At 60.5% G+C, this 15,376-nt stretch carries 13 protein-coding genes and 1 pseudogene; 6 read left to right on the forward strand and 8 right to left on the reverse strand.

All coding sequences use genetic code 11. The annotated features are described in order from the left end of the window. Nucleotides 1-272: 272 nt before the first annotated feature. Nucleotides 273-1,385, reverse strand: a complete 1,113-nt coding sequence (locus tag LOY37_RS09940; protein WP_258716751.1) for a hypothetical protein — start codon at nt 1,383-1,385, stop codon at nt 273-275. Between the two features lie 571 nt (nt 1,386-1,956). Here LOY37_RS09940 and LOY37_RS09945 point away from each other — a divergent pair. Further along, nucleotides 1,957-3,119, forward strand: a pseudogene (locus LOY37_RS09945) (IS3 family transposase). A gap of 32 nt (nt 3,120-3,151) precedes the next feature. Here the strand turns inward: LOY37_RS09945 and LOY37_RS09950 are convergent. Genes LOY37_RS09950 through LOY37_RS09960 form a run of 3 tightly spaced genes read right to left on the reverse strand, consistent with a single transcriptional unit; the run spans nt 3,152 to nt 4,633 of the window. Next, a complete protein-coding gene (locus LOY37_RS09950; RefSeq protein WP_258716752.1) occupies nt 3,152-3,628 on the reverse strand; it encodes a GNAT family N-acetyltransferase in 477 nt (158 codons plus the stop codon). Between the two features lie 58 nt (nt 3,629-3,686). Next, entirely contained in the window at nt 3,687-3,941 is a 255-nt protein-coding gene (locus LOY37_RS09955) for a helix-hairpin-helix domain-containing protein (protein WP_258716753.1), read from the reverse strand. A gap of 35 nt (nt 3,942-3,976) precedes the next feature. Beyond that, a complete protein-coding gene (locus LOY37_RS09960; RefSeq protein ID WP_258716754.1) occupies nt 3,977-4,633 on the reverse strand; it encodes a histidine phosphatase family protein in 657 nt (218 codons plus the stop codon). 120 nt (nt 4,634-4,753) lie between these two features. On the opposite strand from LOY37_RS09960, the gene LOY37_RS09965 reads away from it, so the two are divergent. Further along, nucleotides 4,754-4,936, forward strand: coding sequence for a hypothetical protein (locus LOY37_RS09965; RefSeq protein WP_213601849.1), 183 nt, complete (start codon nt 4,754-4,756; stop codon nt 4,934-4,936). A 40-nt stretch (nt 4,937-4,976) separates the two neighbouring features. Beyond that, nucleotides 4,977-5,657, forward strand: a complete 681-nt coding sequence (locus tag LOY37_RS09970; RefSeq protein WP_258716755.1) for a hypothetical protein — start codon at nt 4,977-4,979, stop codon at nt 5,655-5,657. A 95-nt stretch (nt 5,658-5,752) separates the two neighbouring features. On the opposite strand, the gene LOY37_RS09975 is transcribed toward LOY37_RS09970, so the two are convergent. Beyond that, on the reverse strand, nt 5,753-8,185 hold the full coding sequence (locus LOY37_RS09975) for a membrane-bound PQQ-dependent dehydrogenase, glucose/quinate/shikimate family (protein WP_258716756.1): 2,433 nt from the start codon (nt 8,183-8,185) through the stop codon (nt 5,753-5,755). A 307-nt stretch (nt 8,186-8,492) separates the two neighbouring features. Here LOY37_RS09975 and LOY37_RS09980 point away from each other — a divergent pair, with 307 nt between their 5' ends. Together LOY37_RS09980 and LOY37_RS09985 are read left to right on the forward strand one after the other, a co-directional pair. Then, complete coding sequence (locus LOY37_RS09980; RefSeq protein WP_258716757.1) at nt 8,493-9,482, forward strand: hypothetical protein; 990 nt, start codon at nt 8,493-8,495, stop codon at nt 9,480-9,482. Nucleotides 9,483-9,592: 110 nt separating this feature from the next. Further along, on the forward strand, nt 9,593-9,925 hold the full coding sequence (locus LOY37_RS09985) for a hypothetical protein (RefSeq protein WP_123567500.1): 333 nt from the start codon (nt 9,593-9,595) through the stop codon (nt 9,923-9,925). On the opposite strand, the gene LOY37_RS09990 is transcribed toward LOY37_RS09985, so the two are convergent. The 3 genes from LOY37_RS09990 to LOY37_RS10000 form a co-directional block, all read right to left on the reverse strand. Continuing rightward, on the reverse strand, nt 9,922-10,257 hold the full coding sequence (locus tag LOY37_RS09990) for a hypothetical protein (protein WP_143013296.1): 336 nt from the start codon (nt 10,255-10,257) through the stop codon (nt 9,922-9,924). The genes LOY37_RS09985 and LOY37_RS09990 overlap by 4 nt on opposite strands. A gap of 139 nt (nt 10,258-10,396) precedes the next feature. Then, nucleotides 10,397-11,776, reverse strand: coding sequence for a DUF1329 domain-containing protein (locus LOY37_RS09995; RefSeq protein WP_213601841.1), 1,380 nt, complete (start codon nt 11,774-11,776; stop codon nt 10,397-10,399). A 23-nt stretch (nt 11,777-11,799) separates the two neighbouring features. Next, nucleotides 11,800-13,377: a DUF1302 domain-containing protein gene (locus LOY37_RS10000; protein WP_258716758.1), complete on the reverse strand. Its 1,578-nt coding sequence runs from the start codon at nt 13,375-13,377 to the stop codon at nt 11,800-11,802. 257 nt (nt 13,378-13,634) lie between these two features. Between LOY37_RS10000 and LOY37_RS10005 the strand changes: the two genes are divergently transcribed. Continuing rightward, a complete protein-coding gene (locus LOY37_RS10005; protein WP_258716759.1) occupies nt 13,635-15,371 on the forward strand; it encodes an FAD-dependent oxidoreductase in 1,737 nt (578 codons plus the stop codon). Nucleotides 15,372-15,376: the final 5 nt, after the last annotated feature.

Here is a 15,376-nt window from a genome sequence, read left to right on the forward strand (position 1 = left end):
TGTTTCGTCAGCACCCTTTTAGGAAGTTTGGCTCTGTGCTCATTTTCTGGTGAATTTTTGGCTTCATTGGAAGAGTTACCGATTATAACCGATAGTTGAAAGTCCTGAAGGGTAGCTTATGGCCGATTGCTGCCATTTGCGAAAGGCTGCTCTAGGTCGAAAGCTGCCCCCATATTCAAAACGCATTCGAGCTGTATCGCCGGTGCTAAGCTCCAACTATGGACAAACGAAGCATCGATAGCGCTTGCAAGAAACACCGCGACTCCGCCAATTCACGCAGCGTACAGCCCCCAAAAATAGATATTGCTCGTATTATCACGCTGCAGTTCTTCAATCGCTACACCATGGAATGCCGAGTAGCCTACGAGTGCTGCAATGCCCGCAGGTAATGCGTACTTCAAGCCAAGGGCGGATCCTAGGTCGTGAACGCCACCGATGTAGTAATACGGGTTATAAGTTTTGCACTGATCCTCGAAAGCAGGTCGATCTTCGACATCGATATCGATGTAACCGACGAGTTTAGGATGGGCCGGGACCCCTATTTTGAGAGGTAGTCGGTCCGGTCGCGAAATCGATCCAGCAATGACCTGAGGCATAAGTCGCCTCATTGTGGCAGCAGTTTCAGGCCAACAGCCGCCGATGAGCCAGGGCGAGCGAAGTACTTCGTCAGTAAGGAGAAGGCGGGCTGCGACTTCCGCTCTTCGTATCTTTGGGGATAGGCGGGCTAAATATTCCCGAAGCTCAGACCGTGTCTTACGTGCCTCGGTATCCAGAGCCTCCACGGCCTCGATTTCCGCGACCATCGCAATGGCACGCTGCTCGTCGACATGGTCAACAGCGAAATTAGCGCTGGGATTGTTCTTCAGCTCCCAGCTCGCCTCGGAACAAAATAGGGCGAGTTCTTCATCAGAGAGCATGATCTTCAACTGGCGGTCCAGCGGCAGGCGGAGAGCAGGAGGCGGAGGTATGCCTTTTTCGGTCGTACTGAAGAACTCGGAGAAATGCTTGTGAGCGACCCATTGATGATCTTCAAGGATTCGCAACAGATCGTCCCAGCCATGGTAGGAAACTGAAAACAAGTTCGACTGCTTGTGCTGCCTTGTAAGAGTTTCAGCGTGGCTCACGAGCTTCGCATCGTGGGGCGCGGTGGTAACGACCACCAGATCACTGATCGAAGGCGTGAACCTTTTAGCTCGGTCGACCTCGGCTGCTATAGTTATTTGATCAAGCTTTCCTACTGCCTTGCACTGTAAGCCGATCAAGCGGTCACCGCTGCGCACAATGACATCTACACCATTTTGCCCCTGTCCATTCCTGCCGTACAAAGTCGAATTTGAGCCCGGGAGCTGAGCCCCCCAGAGATCCAGAGCGAATTTTTCAAACATTGCGGAATCCGAGATTACTGGTAGTCGTTTACCTTTGAAGCTACTCATCCTGGGTCATTACTCGTTCAGCCAATGTGGGTTTTGCTCAGAGGGGGCGGTCCGACATTAGCGGACTAGCAACGGTTGCTAACCGCCCGTCTAGAGCATGCCCATCGTAGCAAAATAATGCCAACGAGCCTCTCCCTCCAAATTTCGGCTATGAAGTTGAGCAACGCTTACGCTTACTTGCCAGCCGTACCCGCCTACAGCTCAGAGCAAGTCTGCTGCGTCTAGGGCGCGGCTCGCGACTTCTACACGGGCTCAGACCTGGAAGTTGTTCTCGCTCAACACTGCATTCGAACGTCTTCTGCCTCATGGAGATGCGAGATGACCGGCGCGCTGGGGGTCTTCAGATCGGCTACACAAACGGATCTCCGTCCGCCCAATTGCCAAGATCATGGAAACCTCCCACCAATGCTGATTTGGCCCCTGGATCTTATGTCGTGCGACGGCTTTCGGGGGCTGAAGTGTAGTGGTCTAATGATTCCGGACACCCATTTAGGCGAGAATGCTCGCCATAGAGAGGTGTCTGATGACCAAGCAACGTCGTACCTTTACCCCAGAATTCAAGCGCGAAGCTGCCAGCCTGGTGCTCGACCAAGGCTACAGCCATATCGATGCCGCCCGTTCACTTGGGCTGGTGGAGTCGGCCCTGCGTCGATGGGTTAACCAGCTTCAGGAAGAGCGAAATGGTGTAACTCCGACCAGTAAAGCGCTGACGCCCGAACAGCAAAAAATCCAAGAGCTGGAAGCTCGAATCAATCGGCTGGAACGGTAAAAATCGATCTTAAAAAAGGCCACCGCGCTCTTGATGGCCGAGGAGCACGAGCGTTCGCGTTAATTGATCAACTTCGTTCTGAAGAGCCTGTTGATCTGTTGTGCTCGGTATTTGAAGTCACCCGATCTTGCTATTACGCGCACTGCCGCAAGCGCCGATCTCCGGACGTTGAGCGATTGGTTTTACGCAGCCGAGTGAACGAGCTGTTCACTCAAAGCCGCAGCGCGGCGGGCAGCCGAAGCATCATGCTCATGATGCGCGCAGACGGCATAGAGATTGGGCGATTCAAGGTGCGCAAGCTGATGAACGAAATGAAATTGATCAGCAAGCAACCTGGCTCACATGCCTATAAAAAGGCGACGGTGGAGCGGCCGGATATCCCGAACGTGTTGGATCGAGAGTTCACCGTGTCGGCGCCGAATGAGGTCTGGTGCGGTGACATCACGTATGTCTGGGCTCAAGGTCGCTGGCACTATTTGGCGGCTGTGATCGATCTGTTCGCCCGTCGCGTGGTGGGCTGGGCGTTTTCATCGAAGCCTGACGCTGACCTGGTTATCAAGGCTTTGGATATGGCCTATGAGCAGCGTGGTCGGCCTCAGAACGTTCTGTTTCACAGCGACCAAGGAAGCCAGTACGGCAGCCGAGGCTTCCGTCAGCGACTGTGGCGCTATCGCTTCAAACAGAGCATGAGTCGACGTGGAAACTGCCACGACAATGCACCGATGGAACGGTTGTTTCGCAGCTTGAAAACGGAATGGATACCGACCGTGGGCTACATGAGCGCTTCGTTAGCACAGCAGGATATCGGCCGGTTTTTGATGCAGCGCTACAACTGGCAACGGCCACATCAATTTAACAGCGGGCTGGCGCCCGCTGTGGCCGAGGAAAAACTTAACGCAGTGTCCGGGATTAGTTGACCACTACAAGTCCACCGTTACCGTAGTCCTGTTCAAGCGTAAGCGTTGGCGAGAAGCCGATAGCGAACAAAGCGCACGCCATCCAAACAAACTTCCCCATCCGGCTGAAACCCTAACCGAAGCATCCCCTTGACCCGCGTTCTGCTAGGCGCAAGCAAAACGGTAACCGATTCCAGCCCCATCTCCTGAAAGGCTCGCCAAAGGATTTCAGCAAAAATCGCTCTGCCATGGCCCCAGTAATCTGGATGTAAAACCAGCGCCAGGTCCGCATCACCCTCGGTTAACTGCAGACCACCCCAGCCGGCAAACTTCTGATTCACCAAGAAAGCCCACGGGCCATAGCCATTAACCTGCCACTGCGACTCTTTCTCGGCGACCCACGCTGCGCATTTGGCTTCGTCAAAGTCGGGGCGGCCCAAAGGCATGTGGCGCAAGACCCGCGAGTTGTTGTTGAGCTCGATGATGTCGGCGCTGCTGATTTCACTGAGTCGCTTGAATTGCAGGTCCATGCTTTGCCTTTTCCGCAATGTTTGATGCGCGGGTTTGCACTCGCGCAGGCCAACCAATCTAGCCGGCGGGCTTGAAACTAGCAGCCCCTTTCGCAAGCTCAACAGCAGCAGTAATCGCTGCTCGCGCTTGCGGGCTGTTCTTCCAGCAGGTCGAGCCCAGTGCCGCCGAGGCCTGAGCCAGTATGTCATTGACATCCGCATTGCCCAGTTCTGCCAGCGATTCAATCCCCATCTGTTCGAGCCGGGTAATGACGGTTGGGCCGACGCCCTTGAGGGTGAGCAATGCAGCTCGTTCATTCGGTGAAAATGGCATTTGCGAAATCCTTTTCTGGGTAGCCTGGGGAATGGTCAGGTATAAAAACACTGCAACTTGGTTTGGGTCGATGCACAGACCTGTGCCTGAAACTTCGCATCGTCCGAATTCCAGCACAACGCGTAGCCATAACAATTGGGCACGTGGTTGGCAATTTCATACGCCCGCCATTGTGTCATTGCCCGGCCATCCAGTGTCTCTGGCGTGTACTCAAGTAACCAGGCAACAGCATTGATGAACTGCCCATGGGAAAACACTGCAATGTCCTGGGCAGGATGCGCGGCAAGTTGTTCCAGGAATGCCTTCGCCCGAGCTACGAAGTCCAAAAACGACTCTGCTCCGGCACCATCCCTGAATGCCGGGTCTGATCTGGCCCAGTACGCTTCAACCCAGTTGCGACGTTGGGCCACTGTCGTGTCGGCACAGCGCGCAGGTTCTAGGTAGGTGAACTCTTGCACAGCCCAGGTTTCGAACGGCACGGCAGGGAAGGCGGTGGCCGTCGCCCTGGCGGTTGACTGGGCTCGAAAGAATGGCGAGGCAACAATTAATTGCGGCGCCTGGGTGAACGAATGGGCCACCCGCTGCGCTTGTTCGATTCCCTTTTGAGTAAGGGCAATGCTCGCATGATCGCGACTGGCTTGGCCTGCGTTGGCAGCGCTTTCGCCGTGGCGAATCAGCTTGATGTGCTTCATTGACGACCTGTCTTTTCAACGTGAGTGTTGATTGTCCTGTTGCGCAGCATAACGGTAATCTGGTTTAAGATGGTGCATCATGGCTGACTGCCATGCAGCCACAAAACAAGGAGGTTTGACATGACCAACCCAAGCAAAAAGCCTTTCATCCTGGCCGGCGCGCCACTGATTGCCATGGGCTCGGGCTTCATTGCCGTGGGGTTATCCGGGCAACCTGCATTTGCTTACACCGGTCTGGGCTTGCTAATACCCGGCATCGTACTGGTTGCGATCGAATTCTATTCGAGACGTCGACGGGCTTGAGTGACTTGCGACAGCGTTGTTTTCGAAGATAAGGATATCCGTGCAAAGCCCGCAACCGACCGACCCCGCCGAATGCGCTGCAGCAAACCCGCCCGATGCATTGATGAACTGGTCGATCAAGACGCGCCTGATTGCGCCCAGGGACCTGCGCAATGGCATCCTGGCGATGACCATCGCAGTGCTTGGGGCGGCCGGTATGTTCAGTTGGCTGGGCGCCGACAAGTGGGTCTACGGGCTATGCGCGGTGATGTACGTCCTGATGCTGCTGTTATTAACGGTCAGAACCCATCTCTCATTCCAGCTCACCCGCGACGGCATAACCATCAGCAAGTACGTGCGCTCCGATCGCGCCGCCAGGATCACCATCGTCGTGGTTGTGGTAATCGAGGCGCTGCTGATGCTCTGGCTGGCGGTCGCAACCGGCACCTGGTGGTTGTTGCTGACGCCGCTGTTTATCGCTTATATCCTGTTCACTCGCGAGATGGTGCCGCCTTCGCCCGAAGCCTGTGCGAAACATGAACATGGCCCCGGGTGGGAGCAATATCGCTACCTGACCATCGACCGCAAGCGCCGGATCCTGGTCCCGCATATCAGTAACCTGTCCATCGGCTTCGAACTGCGCCTGCCCGACATAGCGATGTTCGAACAGTGCCTGGCGCTGTTGCGTGAGCTGTTACCTGCCGAGGTTGAGTATCTGGAGCGGGATTGGGAGTTTGCGTGATCTGCAGCGGGGCGGTTCAATCAGCCGCTCAAATGAACCCCTCAAAAAAACAATCCCCGAATACCGGGGATTATTTTTACGTGGCGCTAAGCAACTTATTGCTTCCCCGTTCCCTCCGGCAACGCATAAGCAATGATGTAGTCGCCCACATCCGGCGAATGGCTCATGCCGCCCGCCGAGATCACCACATATTGCCGGCCGGTAGCCGGCGACTGGTAGATCAACGGCGCTGCTACAGCACCGACCGGCAGGCGGGCTTTCCACACTTCTTTACCGGTGGCCGAATCGAGCGCGCGCAGGTAGTAATCCTGGGTGCCGGCAAAGAACACCAGGCCGGACGCCGTTGAGGTCGGGCCGCCAAGGGTCGGCATGCCCAGCGGGATCGGCAGGTGGGTTTTGATTCCCAGTGGGCCGGTGTCCTGGACAGTGCCCAGCGGCACTTGCCAGACCAGTTTCTGGGTATTCAGGTCGATGGCGCTCATGCTGCCAAACGGCGGGCTGTTGCACGGTACGCCCAGGGGCGACTGCAGGATGTCGATTTTCACCCCGCCATAGATGCCGGCAACTTGCGGGCGAATGGTGCCCATGAAGCCAGGCACCTCGTCGGTCGAGACTTTAAACTTCTTGGTGTTTTCCTTGGTAACCAGGGCCATGCGCAGCGGCACGCGCATGTCGTTGACGAACATCATGCCGGTGTTTTCGTCGATGGAAATGCCACCCCAGTTCATGCCGCCCAGCAAGCCCGGCCATTCGATGTAGGGTTTTTCGGTTGGCGGGGTGAAGGGGCCGACGTAGACGGAGTCCTTGAACATGATGCGGCAGTACAGCTGGTCGAAGGTGCTCACGCCCCACATGGACTTTTCAGTCAGTGGCTCGGCACCAATCACCGGCATGCCCACCGAGTGCGGTTGGGTGGGCGCCAGGTGTTCGCCTTCTGCAGCCGGTGCAGTCGGCACCGGGCGCTCCTGCACTTCGGTAACCGGCTGGCCGGTGCGGCGGTCCAGTACGAAGATGTTGCCGGTTTTACTGGTCTGGATCAGCACCGGGGTTTTTTCGCCCTGGGCATTCTTGATGTCGTACAGCACCGGCTGCGATGGCAGGTCGTAGTCCCACACGTCGTGGTGAACGGTCTGGTAAACCCATTTCGCTTTGCCGGTCGAGGCATCGACGGCAACCACGGCCGAGCCATACTCTTCCTTGGCCTGGTTGCGGTCGCCACCCCAATAGTCGGGCGGGCCGTTGCCGGTTGGCAGGTAGACCAGGTTCAGTTCCTTGTCGAAAGTCGGAACGGTCCAGACGTTAGGGGTTTCCAGCGTGAAGGCGTGATCGGCGGCGGTGGTATCCGCATCCTCAGGCGCGCCGATATCCCAGGCCCACACCAGCGCACCGGTGAGTACGTCAAAGGCCCGCACCGCGCCGGAAGGTTCTTTGCCGACGATGTCGCGGACCCAGCCGCCGACCACAGTGAGGTGGCCCATGACCACCGGCAGGGAGGTCGGGTGATAGCGCTTGCTGTTCTCGGTCGGGCCCATGCCTTTTTTCAGGTCGACGAAGCCGTTGTCGCCAAAGTTCGGGCACAGGCTGCCGGTGTGCGCATCGAGGGCAAACAAGCGCGCATCGACAGACGACACCAGAATGCGCTGACGGCATTGTTGCTGATCGTTGTAGGAGGCTTTGACCTCAGTGCTCAGGCTGTCGTCCTTGTCGATGTCGTAATAGCCCACGCCGCGGCAGGTGACGTGCTCGGCACTGCTGGCGTGCGGGTCGAATTTCCAGATCGGCTTGCCGCTGTCGCCGTCGAGGGCGGTGATCAGGTTTTCCGGGGTGCACGAATACAGCACGTTGCCGATCTGCAGCGGGGTGTTTTCGTCGACACCGGCGCCATTGCCGGTGGTCCTGCGGCCGGTGCGGTAGATCCACGCCACTTGCAGGTCCTTGACGTTTTCCGCAGTGATCTGGCTGAACGGCGCAAAGCGCGTGCCGGATGCACTGCGGCCAAAGAATTCCCAGTTTTCAGGCGCAGAGGCGGGCGCGAGAGGTGCGGGAGCGCCGGCAGTGGCGACCGGGTTGGAGATCGCACCGTGCGGATAGAACGCAGCAACGAAGGTTGCGATCAGCGCCGCAAACACGACAAAACCGCTGCCGTTGGCCAGGCGCCGGGTGTTCGTTGCAGTACCTGGGAACGCAGCACCGACCCACAGGCTCAGGGTCAGGATAATCGCCGGAACCACCAGGCGCGGCAGCAGTTGCCAGTAACTAAACTGGCCCACTTCGTAAAATGCCCAGGCACAGGTTGCAAGGGCGATAACCACGGAAAGGGTAATGCCGCTGCGTTTGCGCCAGAAAAACAGTGCCGCCAGCAGTAAGTAGGCAAGGCCGGCGATCAAGTAATAAGTTGATCCTCCCAGTATCACCAGTTTGAGGCCGCCATATAGCAACGCCAGCGATATCACTAGAACCAGCAGGGAAAACAGCACGCTCGCGGTCGTGGCAAACTTCCGGGTTTGCGTTCGAGGGTCATCCGTCATTGTTTATACGTTCCGTTAGTCATAGGCATTGCACGCACGCAGTGCGCAAGGCTCAGGGGGAATTAAGTTGGCAGCATCAACGCCTGATAGGCAGCGCTGGTCAGCTGGGAAGCGGGGCAGGGGCTTGGCCTGGAAACTGATTTCAGTTTAGGCCGAGGGTGTTTGCGGATAAACGCCCGGGGCTGAGAAGCTTTATTGGTGAAACAGTAACAATGGCGTTTGCCGCACAAGCAATAAGCGCTAATGGCGGTTATCATCCGCGCCCGCAGGTGTACTGTGGATGTCTTGGTCAAGGAGCAGGCTTGTAATGAGTCGAAGTGCGGCAGGGAAGCTGATGGTGGGTGCGGGTATCGGGTTGTGTGCACTGCTCGCTGTGGCCTTGTTCAAGGAGCCCAGGGTGGTGCTGGCGCAGTTGCAGTTCCAGGGCGGTGCCCATCCTCGCGGTGACGCCGGGCAAGTGCACGAGGTTTACCGCCAGGCCGTCGAGCAGCTGTTGGCCACCCAGCACATCGATACGCAACGGCTGCAGATCGAACTCGATCCCCAGCACAGTGACACCCTTGTGCTGCGCGGCCCTGAGCCTGCCCTGAGCGCCGCGCAACGCCAGGCCCTGGCCGGCCAGCTCGATAGCATCCTGCAGGCGCGCAAGGCGGTGGTCTCCAGCGTGCAATTGCAGCTGGACTACAGTCAGGCCAAGCGCCTGAACGCCGCGGGGAGGGAAATCGGCCCGGCACCTGCCAACGTCGTCGCGATGGGGCGTAAGGTCATACCGCTGTGGTTCGACTTGCCCTACGAAACGAGCCTCGATACCCGCATCAGCGACAGCGAGCGGCGCCATGCCTTTGCCGGTAGCAGCACGGTCAAGGCCGAGGTGAGCTGCCAGCTCGACAGTTTCGTGCAGAGCGCCTTGCCATTCGTCATTACCGGCTTCAAGGCCGATAGCGCGCAACTGCAGGGCGGCATGGACATTCTCACCCACGACAAGTTGACCCTGCGCGTGCCTGCCAGCCTGTACTTTGACGACCGTGACCTGCGCGAGCGCCTCGAGGCGGGAGGGCTGAAGGTCAGCATGGGAAGCCAGATGTCCTACGGCAAGTTTCGCGCGACCTGGCTGACGATTGAGTTCGGATCACTCGGCGAGCACCCCTACCAGCCCTTCGACATGGCCGACGCCGGGCGCCAGGGCCTGCGCGAGATGTGTGGCGACTACGCGTATCAGGCCGGGCGGCCGTTTTCGTTCTACTACGGGGTAGGGCTGGACCGACTGCAAAAGGCCGATATCGCGCCGCAGGGCTGAAGCCCAGCAGAAGCGCCGGCGCGGTGCCCGGCGTGATAGCATGCCGCCGCGTTTCAACGCGGGTCATCCAACCATCTTCACTGGCATCACCGAAAGGACTCAGCAAGCCCATGTACTTCACCCTGGAATTCTACAACGCCCTCACTTCGCAGTTCTGGACGCCGCTGCTGGCCGCCGTGCTCACCTGGATTCTGCTCTGGTTTCGTAGCCAGTCCTACGACGGCACCGGCGCCTGGACCCTGGGCTTGATCGTGGTGCTGTGCGCGGTGGCGTTCTTTCCCAATGGCTACCACGCGCTGTTCAACACCGGCCCGACTTTCTACAGCCATGACCGTATTTATGCGCCTGACTACTCGGCAAAGTTCAGCGCCGATGTGCTGCTGACCCTCGCCGGTATGTTGGTGGGCATGCTTGCGCGCAAAATCGTTATCAGCCTGCGCTAATCGCGAAACTTCACCACCTGGTTGCACTTGGGGCACTCGATCAGCTTCTGGGTGAAGACCTCGTGAGGCAGGAAGCCGCGGTGCATCAACAGCCCTTCACCCGGCTTGTACAGGTGGTGCATGGAGGTGTTGCATTCCGGGCAGCGCACGAACAGCGCGGTGAAGAAGAACAGGCAGAGGCTGACGATGGCAAACACTGCGTAGGTCTCGAAGTATCGCGTCGCATCACGGTCGAACAGCACCCAGATCATGTAGAGGCCGCCGGTCCAGATGCTGAGGTTGAGCTCCACCTGCATGGCGATGGCGAGAAAACGGTTCTTGAGGGGTTTCACCAGGATCATCCATTGATCGTTCAAAGGCGGGGCCGCGCGCGGGGATGCGCGGGCAGTACGGCGGCCATTGTACTTCGCCAGCAGCGAAAACGCCTGCTCCCGAGCGTAGCGCTCGGGAGCAGGGCGGCGTGCCTGGGGCTCAGCGGGTACCGAGCTTGCGCAGGTTGCCGGGGGTGAACTCGTCGGCGGCAAAGTTGCTGGCGTTGAGCTTGGCCGGCTTTTGCTCATCGAGCAGGCGATCGACCAGGTAGGAGCCGGCGATCAGGTCGTGATAAATGCCCAGGCGCGCGTGGAAGCGCTGGATCTCATAGGCATACACCGAGGTCTGCATGTTGGTGCGCCACAGCTGGCCACGGGCGTCGAAGTTGTCGGCCAGGGTAGCCGCCCAGCTGTCTTCATCGATGTAGATCAGGCGCTTGGCATAGATGTGCCGGGCAGATGGCTTGAGGCTTGCCTGCAGCACCCACACCCGGTGTTTTTCATAGCGCATCAGCTCCGGGTTGATATGGCCGCTGGTAGAGAGGATCTGCGCGGTGTTCACCTCGGGGCTGTCGATCTTGTAGTTGTTGTAGGGGATGTAGATTTCTTTTTTGCCGACGATGCTCCAGTCGTAGCGGTCGGTGGCACCGTTGAACAGGCGGTCTTCATCGTAGACGCGAAAGCCGCCGGCACCGGTGGGCGAATCGTAGCCCACGGTCGGCGCCCGGCGTACCCGGCGCTGGCCCGGGGTGTATTGCCAGGCCTGGCGCGGCTGGGCGGCGGCGTTGATGAATTCGTGGCCGACGATGATCTCGCCTTTCTTGCGCACCGGCTCAAGGGTGGTGAGCAAAAAGTCGGTGAACACGCCGTTGACGCTTTGCGCGCTCTGCTTGGGGTCGGACCACAGCGAGTAGATCTTGTAGTTGACCTTCTCCAGGGCCTTGTTGTTGTCGGCATACACCACCACCTGCTGGTAATTGGCCTCTTCGGTGACCGCCCGTGCCTGCATGTTGTGGTTGAGGATCAGCTCGTTGCCGTTCTTCGGGATCGGGAACGGCGAGGCGCCGAAGGCGTTGAGGGCATCGTTGCCGTCGGCGCTGAGCGTGGCGTTCAGTGCGTTGCGCTTGAGCGCATCTTCGCTGGCCTGGTCGACCCTGAAGTCCCGATGGCTGGGGTAGACCGGGATCTTGAACGAGTTGGGGTAGCGCTTGAACAGCGCCTTCTGGCCGTCGGTGAGGTTGGCGGCGTATTGCTCGACGTTCTGCGCGGTGATGGTGAACAGCGGTTTTTCGTCGGCGTATGGGTCGGGGTAGGGCGTGCCTGGGCCGGCGAATTTCAGATGCGGCGGCAGCCCGCGCCATTTGCCGGTCCAGGCCGGAATACTGCCATCGGCGTTGCCGGCGCGCTCGGCGCCGACCGGGGTCAGGTCCTGGCCCAGGCGCGCGGCATCGTTATTGCTGACATTGGCGTGGGCCAGGCTTGCGCCGAGCAGGGCGGCCGCCAGGGTGGTGCGCAACCAGGGATGCGTGAGAGTAGACATGCGGTGCTCCTCCATCAGGGGCTTCAGAAGCGGTACTTGAAGTTGAGGGCGACGTTGTCGCGGTCGGCCAGGGGCGAGTTGTTGGCGTTACCCAGGTAGGCGTTGTAGAGCGCTTCGACGGTGAAGTTGCCGAGGTAGCGCCAGGTGGTGCCGATGCTTGCGCGCTCATCGCCTTGCCCGGCATTGATCGAGCCGGTCAGGGCGCTGTCGTGCTGGGCGGCGCTGCTGTAGGTGACCGGTACCGACATGTCCCAGCCGCTGAACACGTCGTTGTAGTCGAAGGTCGCCTGTACCGTGTAGCCCCAGGCGTCGCGGTCCAGCACCAGGCTGTCGGTGCCCGGCAGGGTCAGGCCGGGGGCCAGGGTCAGCGGGGGCGAGGCGTCGTTGTCGAGCACGGTGTTGTAGACCAGCTCGCCGACCAGGGTGGTGTTGTCGGCAAAGGCGGTCGGGCCGACCACGTGGATCATCGACACCTGGGCCTGCAGGGTCTGCGCCCGCACCGGGCTTGAGAAACCGTTGTCGACCATCACCGGCGCGCCGTCGCGGTAGCTGACCTCACCGGCGATGCTGGTGTCGCCGAGCACGGTACCGAAGCTTGCGCCGTACTGGTCGATGTTGTCGAAGTAGCGCACGCGGTAGTGGCCCAGGTCGGTCTGGAAGTCCAGCGACGGGTTCTTGTCGTGGTAGCGCGAGTAGTAGAGGCCGAACTCGGTGTTGTTCAGCGACTCGGCGGTGTAGCGCAGGGCCACGCCGTACTGGCCGCTGTCACTGGGCTCGTCGTCCTTGAGGCGGGTTACGAAGCCTGAGGCGTCGCTGAAACCGCCGCGGTCGATCAGGTCGGTGCTGGAAAAATAGCTGCCGACCCCGAACAGGTCGGTCTTCTCCCACTTGTACTGGTAGTAGGCTTGCAGCTCCAGGGCCTCGGTCAGGCTGAACTGGCCGAACACCTGGCCGACCGGCAGCAGCACTTCCTTGACCTCGACCCCGGGGGTGGTGGCCTTGGTCGCATCGACCGGGCTCTGGGCCGCAGAGATGCCCGGGTAGAACAGGCTTTCACCCCAGCTCACCACCTGATCGCCGACCCGCAGGTTGAGGTTGTGGCCGCTAACGTCCCAGCTGCCGTAGGCATAGGCGTCGAGCAGGCGCAGGTCGTCGCGGTGCTGGTCGATGGTGTCCTGGGAGAAGCGGTCGGCGCGCCGGCAGTTGCCGCTGGCCAGGCAGTTGGAGGCACCGCTGTTGTTGTCGTTGCCCTGGTCGTAGACGTTGTCGTAGAAGCCGGCAGCGCGCACGAACAGGCCGTAGTTGTCCTGCCACTTGAGGTTGGCTTCGGTGAGAAAGCCAACGCGGTTGTTGATCAGGCTGCCGCGGTCGAAGGCGTTGTCGCCATCGTTGCCGTCGGCGTTGGCCACCAGCTTGTGGTCGCGGCCCTCGGTACGCCAGGCCAGGCTGTAGGTGAGGGTGGTGTCCCAGTCGATGCTCAGGTCATCGTTGGCCTGAAAGGTCAGGGCGCTGGCCGGGGTGCCCAGGCCGCCGGCCAGCATCAGCATCCCCAGGCGCACGCAGGTATTGAGTGAAGGTGGGGCGATTGTTGTTTTTATCATGTCGTCCTCATGCCGCGGTCAGACCTGCCCGACCGCTGTATTCAAGGTGGGAGGTGAAGCTGGAGGCGACTATGGAATCCCCTTGGCGGCGCAACATCGTCCAAGCGGACTAAGCGATGCCGCCACGTGCGCCGGACGCTGGCGCTAGTCCCATCGGACGATGTTGGCCCGTGCCGGGCATCGAACAATCAATGACCAATGCCCCCGGCCGACCGCCGGCGCGGCCTGTTGTCCATTGCCCTTTACAAGGTGAGCACATGAACGAAGCCGGGATCGACTGGGACCACTGTTGCGACGTGCTGGTGATCGGTTCGGGGGCCGGCGGCATGACCGCCGCCCTGCGCGCCCATGACCTGGGGCTCAAGGCCCTGGTGATCGAAAAAAGTAGCGAATACGGCGGTACCTCGGCGGTGTCCGGCGGTGGTGTGTGGATCCCCAACAACCCGCGCATCAGCGCCCTGGGCGGGCACGACTCGGCCGAGGAGGCCGTCGCCTACCTCAAGGCCGTCACCCAGGGCGAGATCGACGACGGGCGTATCGAAACCTACGTCGAGCAGGGCCGGCGCATGCTCGAATACCTCGAACAACACTCGCGGGTGCGCTTCGAGGCGCAGCCGCACTATGCCGACTACTACCCCGAAGTACCGGGCGGCAAGCCTGGCTACCGCTCTATGGACCCCTTGCCGTTCGACGCGGCGCAACTGGGCGACGAGTTCCTGAAGATGCGCGCGCCGTCACCGGGCACGCTGATGATGGGTCGCATGGCCATGACCATGAAAGAAGCCCAGGTGCTGCTGTGTCGCGGCAAGGGTTGGCTGCGCCTGACCTTGCGGGTGATGTGGCGCTACTGGCGCGACCGCACGGGCCGCAAGCTGTCGAAGCGTGATCGCTTCCTGACCCTGGGCAACGCCCTGGTCGGCGCCTTGCGCTGCTCGTTGCTCGACCGTGAGGTGCCGCTGTGGCTCGACTGCGCGCTGGAGCAACTGCTGATCGTCGACGGACGCATCGGCGGCGCCCAGGTGCGCCGTGACGGCAAGCTGTTGAGGATCAAGGCGCGTCACGGGGTGATCATCGCCGCCGGCGGCTTCGAGCGTAACCAGGCGATGCGCGAACAGTATCACCCGCAGCCCTCGCAAGCGCGCTGGAGCGCGACGCCGCCGCACAACACCGGCGACGGCATTCGCGCCGGCCAGGCCGTGGGCGCGCGCACCGCGCTGATGGAACACAGCTGGTGGGCGCCGACCACCCATGTGCAGGGCGAAGAGAAGCAGCGCGCGCTGTTTGTCGAACGCACCTTGCCCGGCTGCGTGCTGGTCAATGCCGCGGGCCAGCGCTTCGTCAACGAAGCGGCGCCGTACACCGACATCGTCTACGCCATGTACGCCAACAACCGCGAAGGCGCCAGCAGCGTGCCGTGCTGGATGGTCTTCGACGCCAGCTTCCGGCGTAAATACCCATGTGGCGCGCTGTTGCCGGGCTATGCCCAGCGCGACTGGCAGTTGCCCCGGCACCTGCGCGACTACTTCCACAAGGCCAACAGTCTTGAAGCCCTGGCGACCAGCATCGGGGTCGATGCCGCAGGCCTGGCGCGTACCGTGCAGCGCTTCAATGCCATGGCCAGCCTGGGTCGCGACGAGGAATTTGCCAAGGGCGAGTCGTTGTTCGACCGCTATTACGGCGACCCCGGTGTGCAGCCCAACCCGTGCCTGGCGCCGTTGCTGCAGGCACCGTTCTATGCGGTGCGGGTCGATGCCGGCGATATCGGCACCAAGGGCGGCTTGCTCACCGATGTGCATGCGCGGGTGCTGCACGAGGACGGCCAACCGATCCTCGGCCTGTATGCCATTGGCAACAGCGCCGCATCGATGATGGGCCGTACCTATCCGGGGGCGGGGTCGACCCTCGGCCCGGCCATGACCTTCGGCTACCTGGCCGCCAACCATATCGGCGCGTTAGCCAGTAATCACCAGGCCCAGGCGGCGCTGGTTTCTTGAGGATG

It is taken from the genome of Pseudomonas sp. B21-012, from assembly GCF_024749305.1.
In the GTDB taxonomy this organism is placed as follows: domain Bacteria; phylum Pseudomonadota; class Gammaproteobacteria; order Pseudomonadales; family Pseudomonadaceae; genus Aquipseudomonas.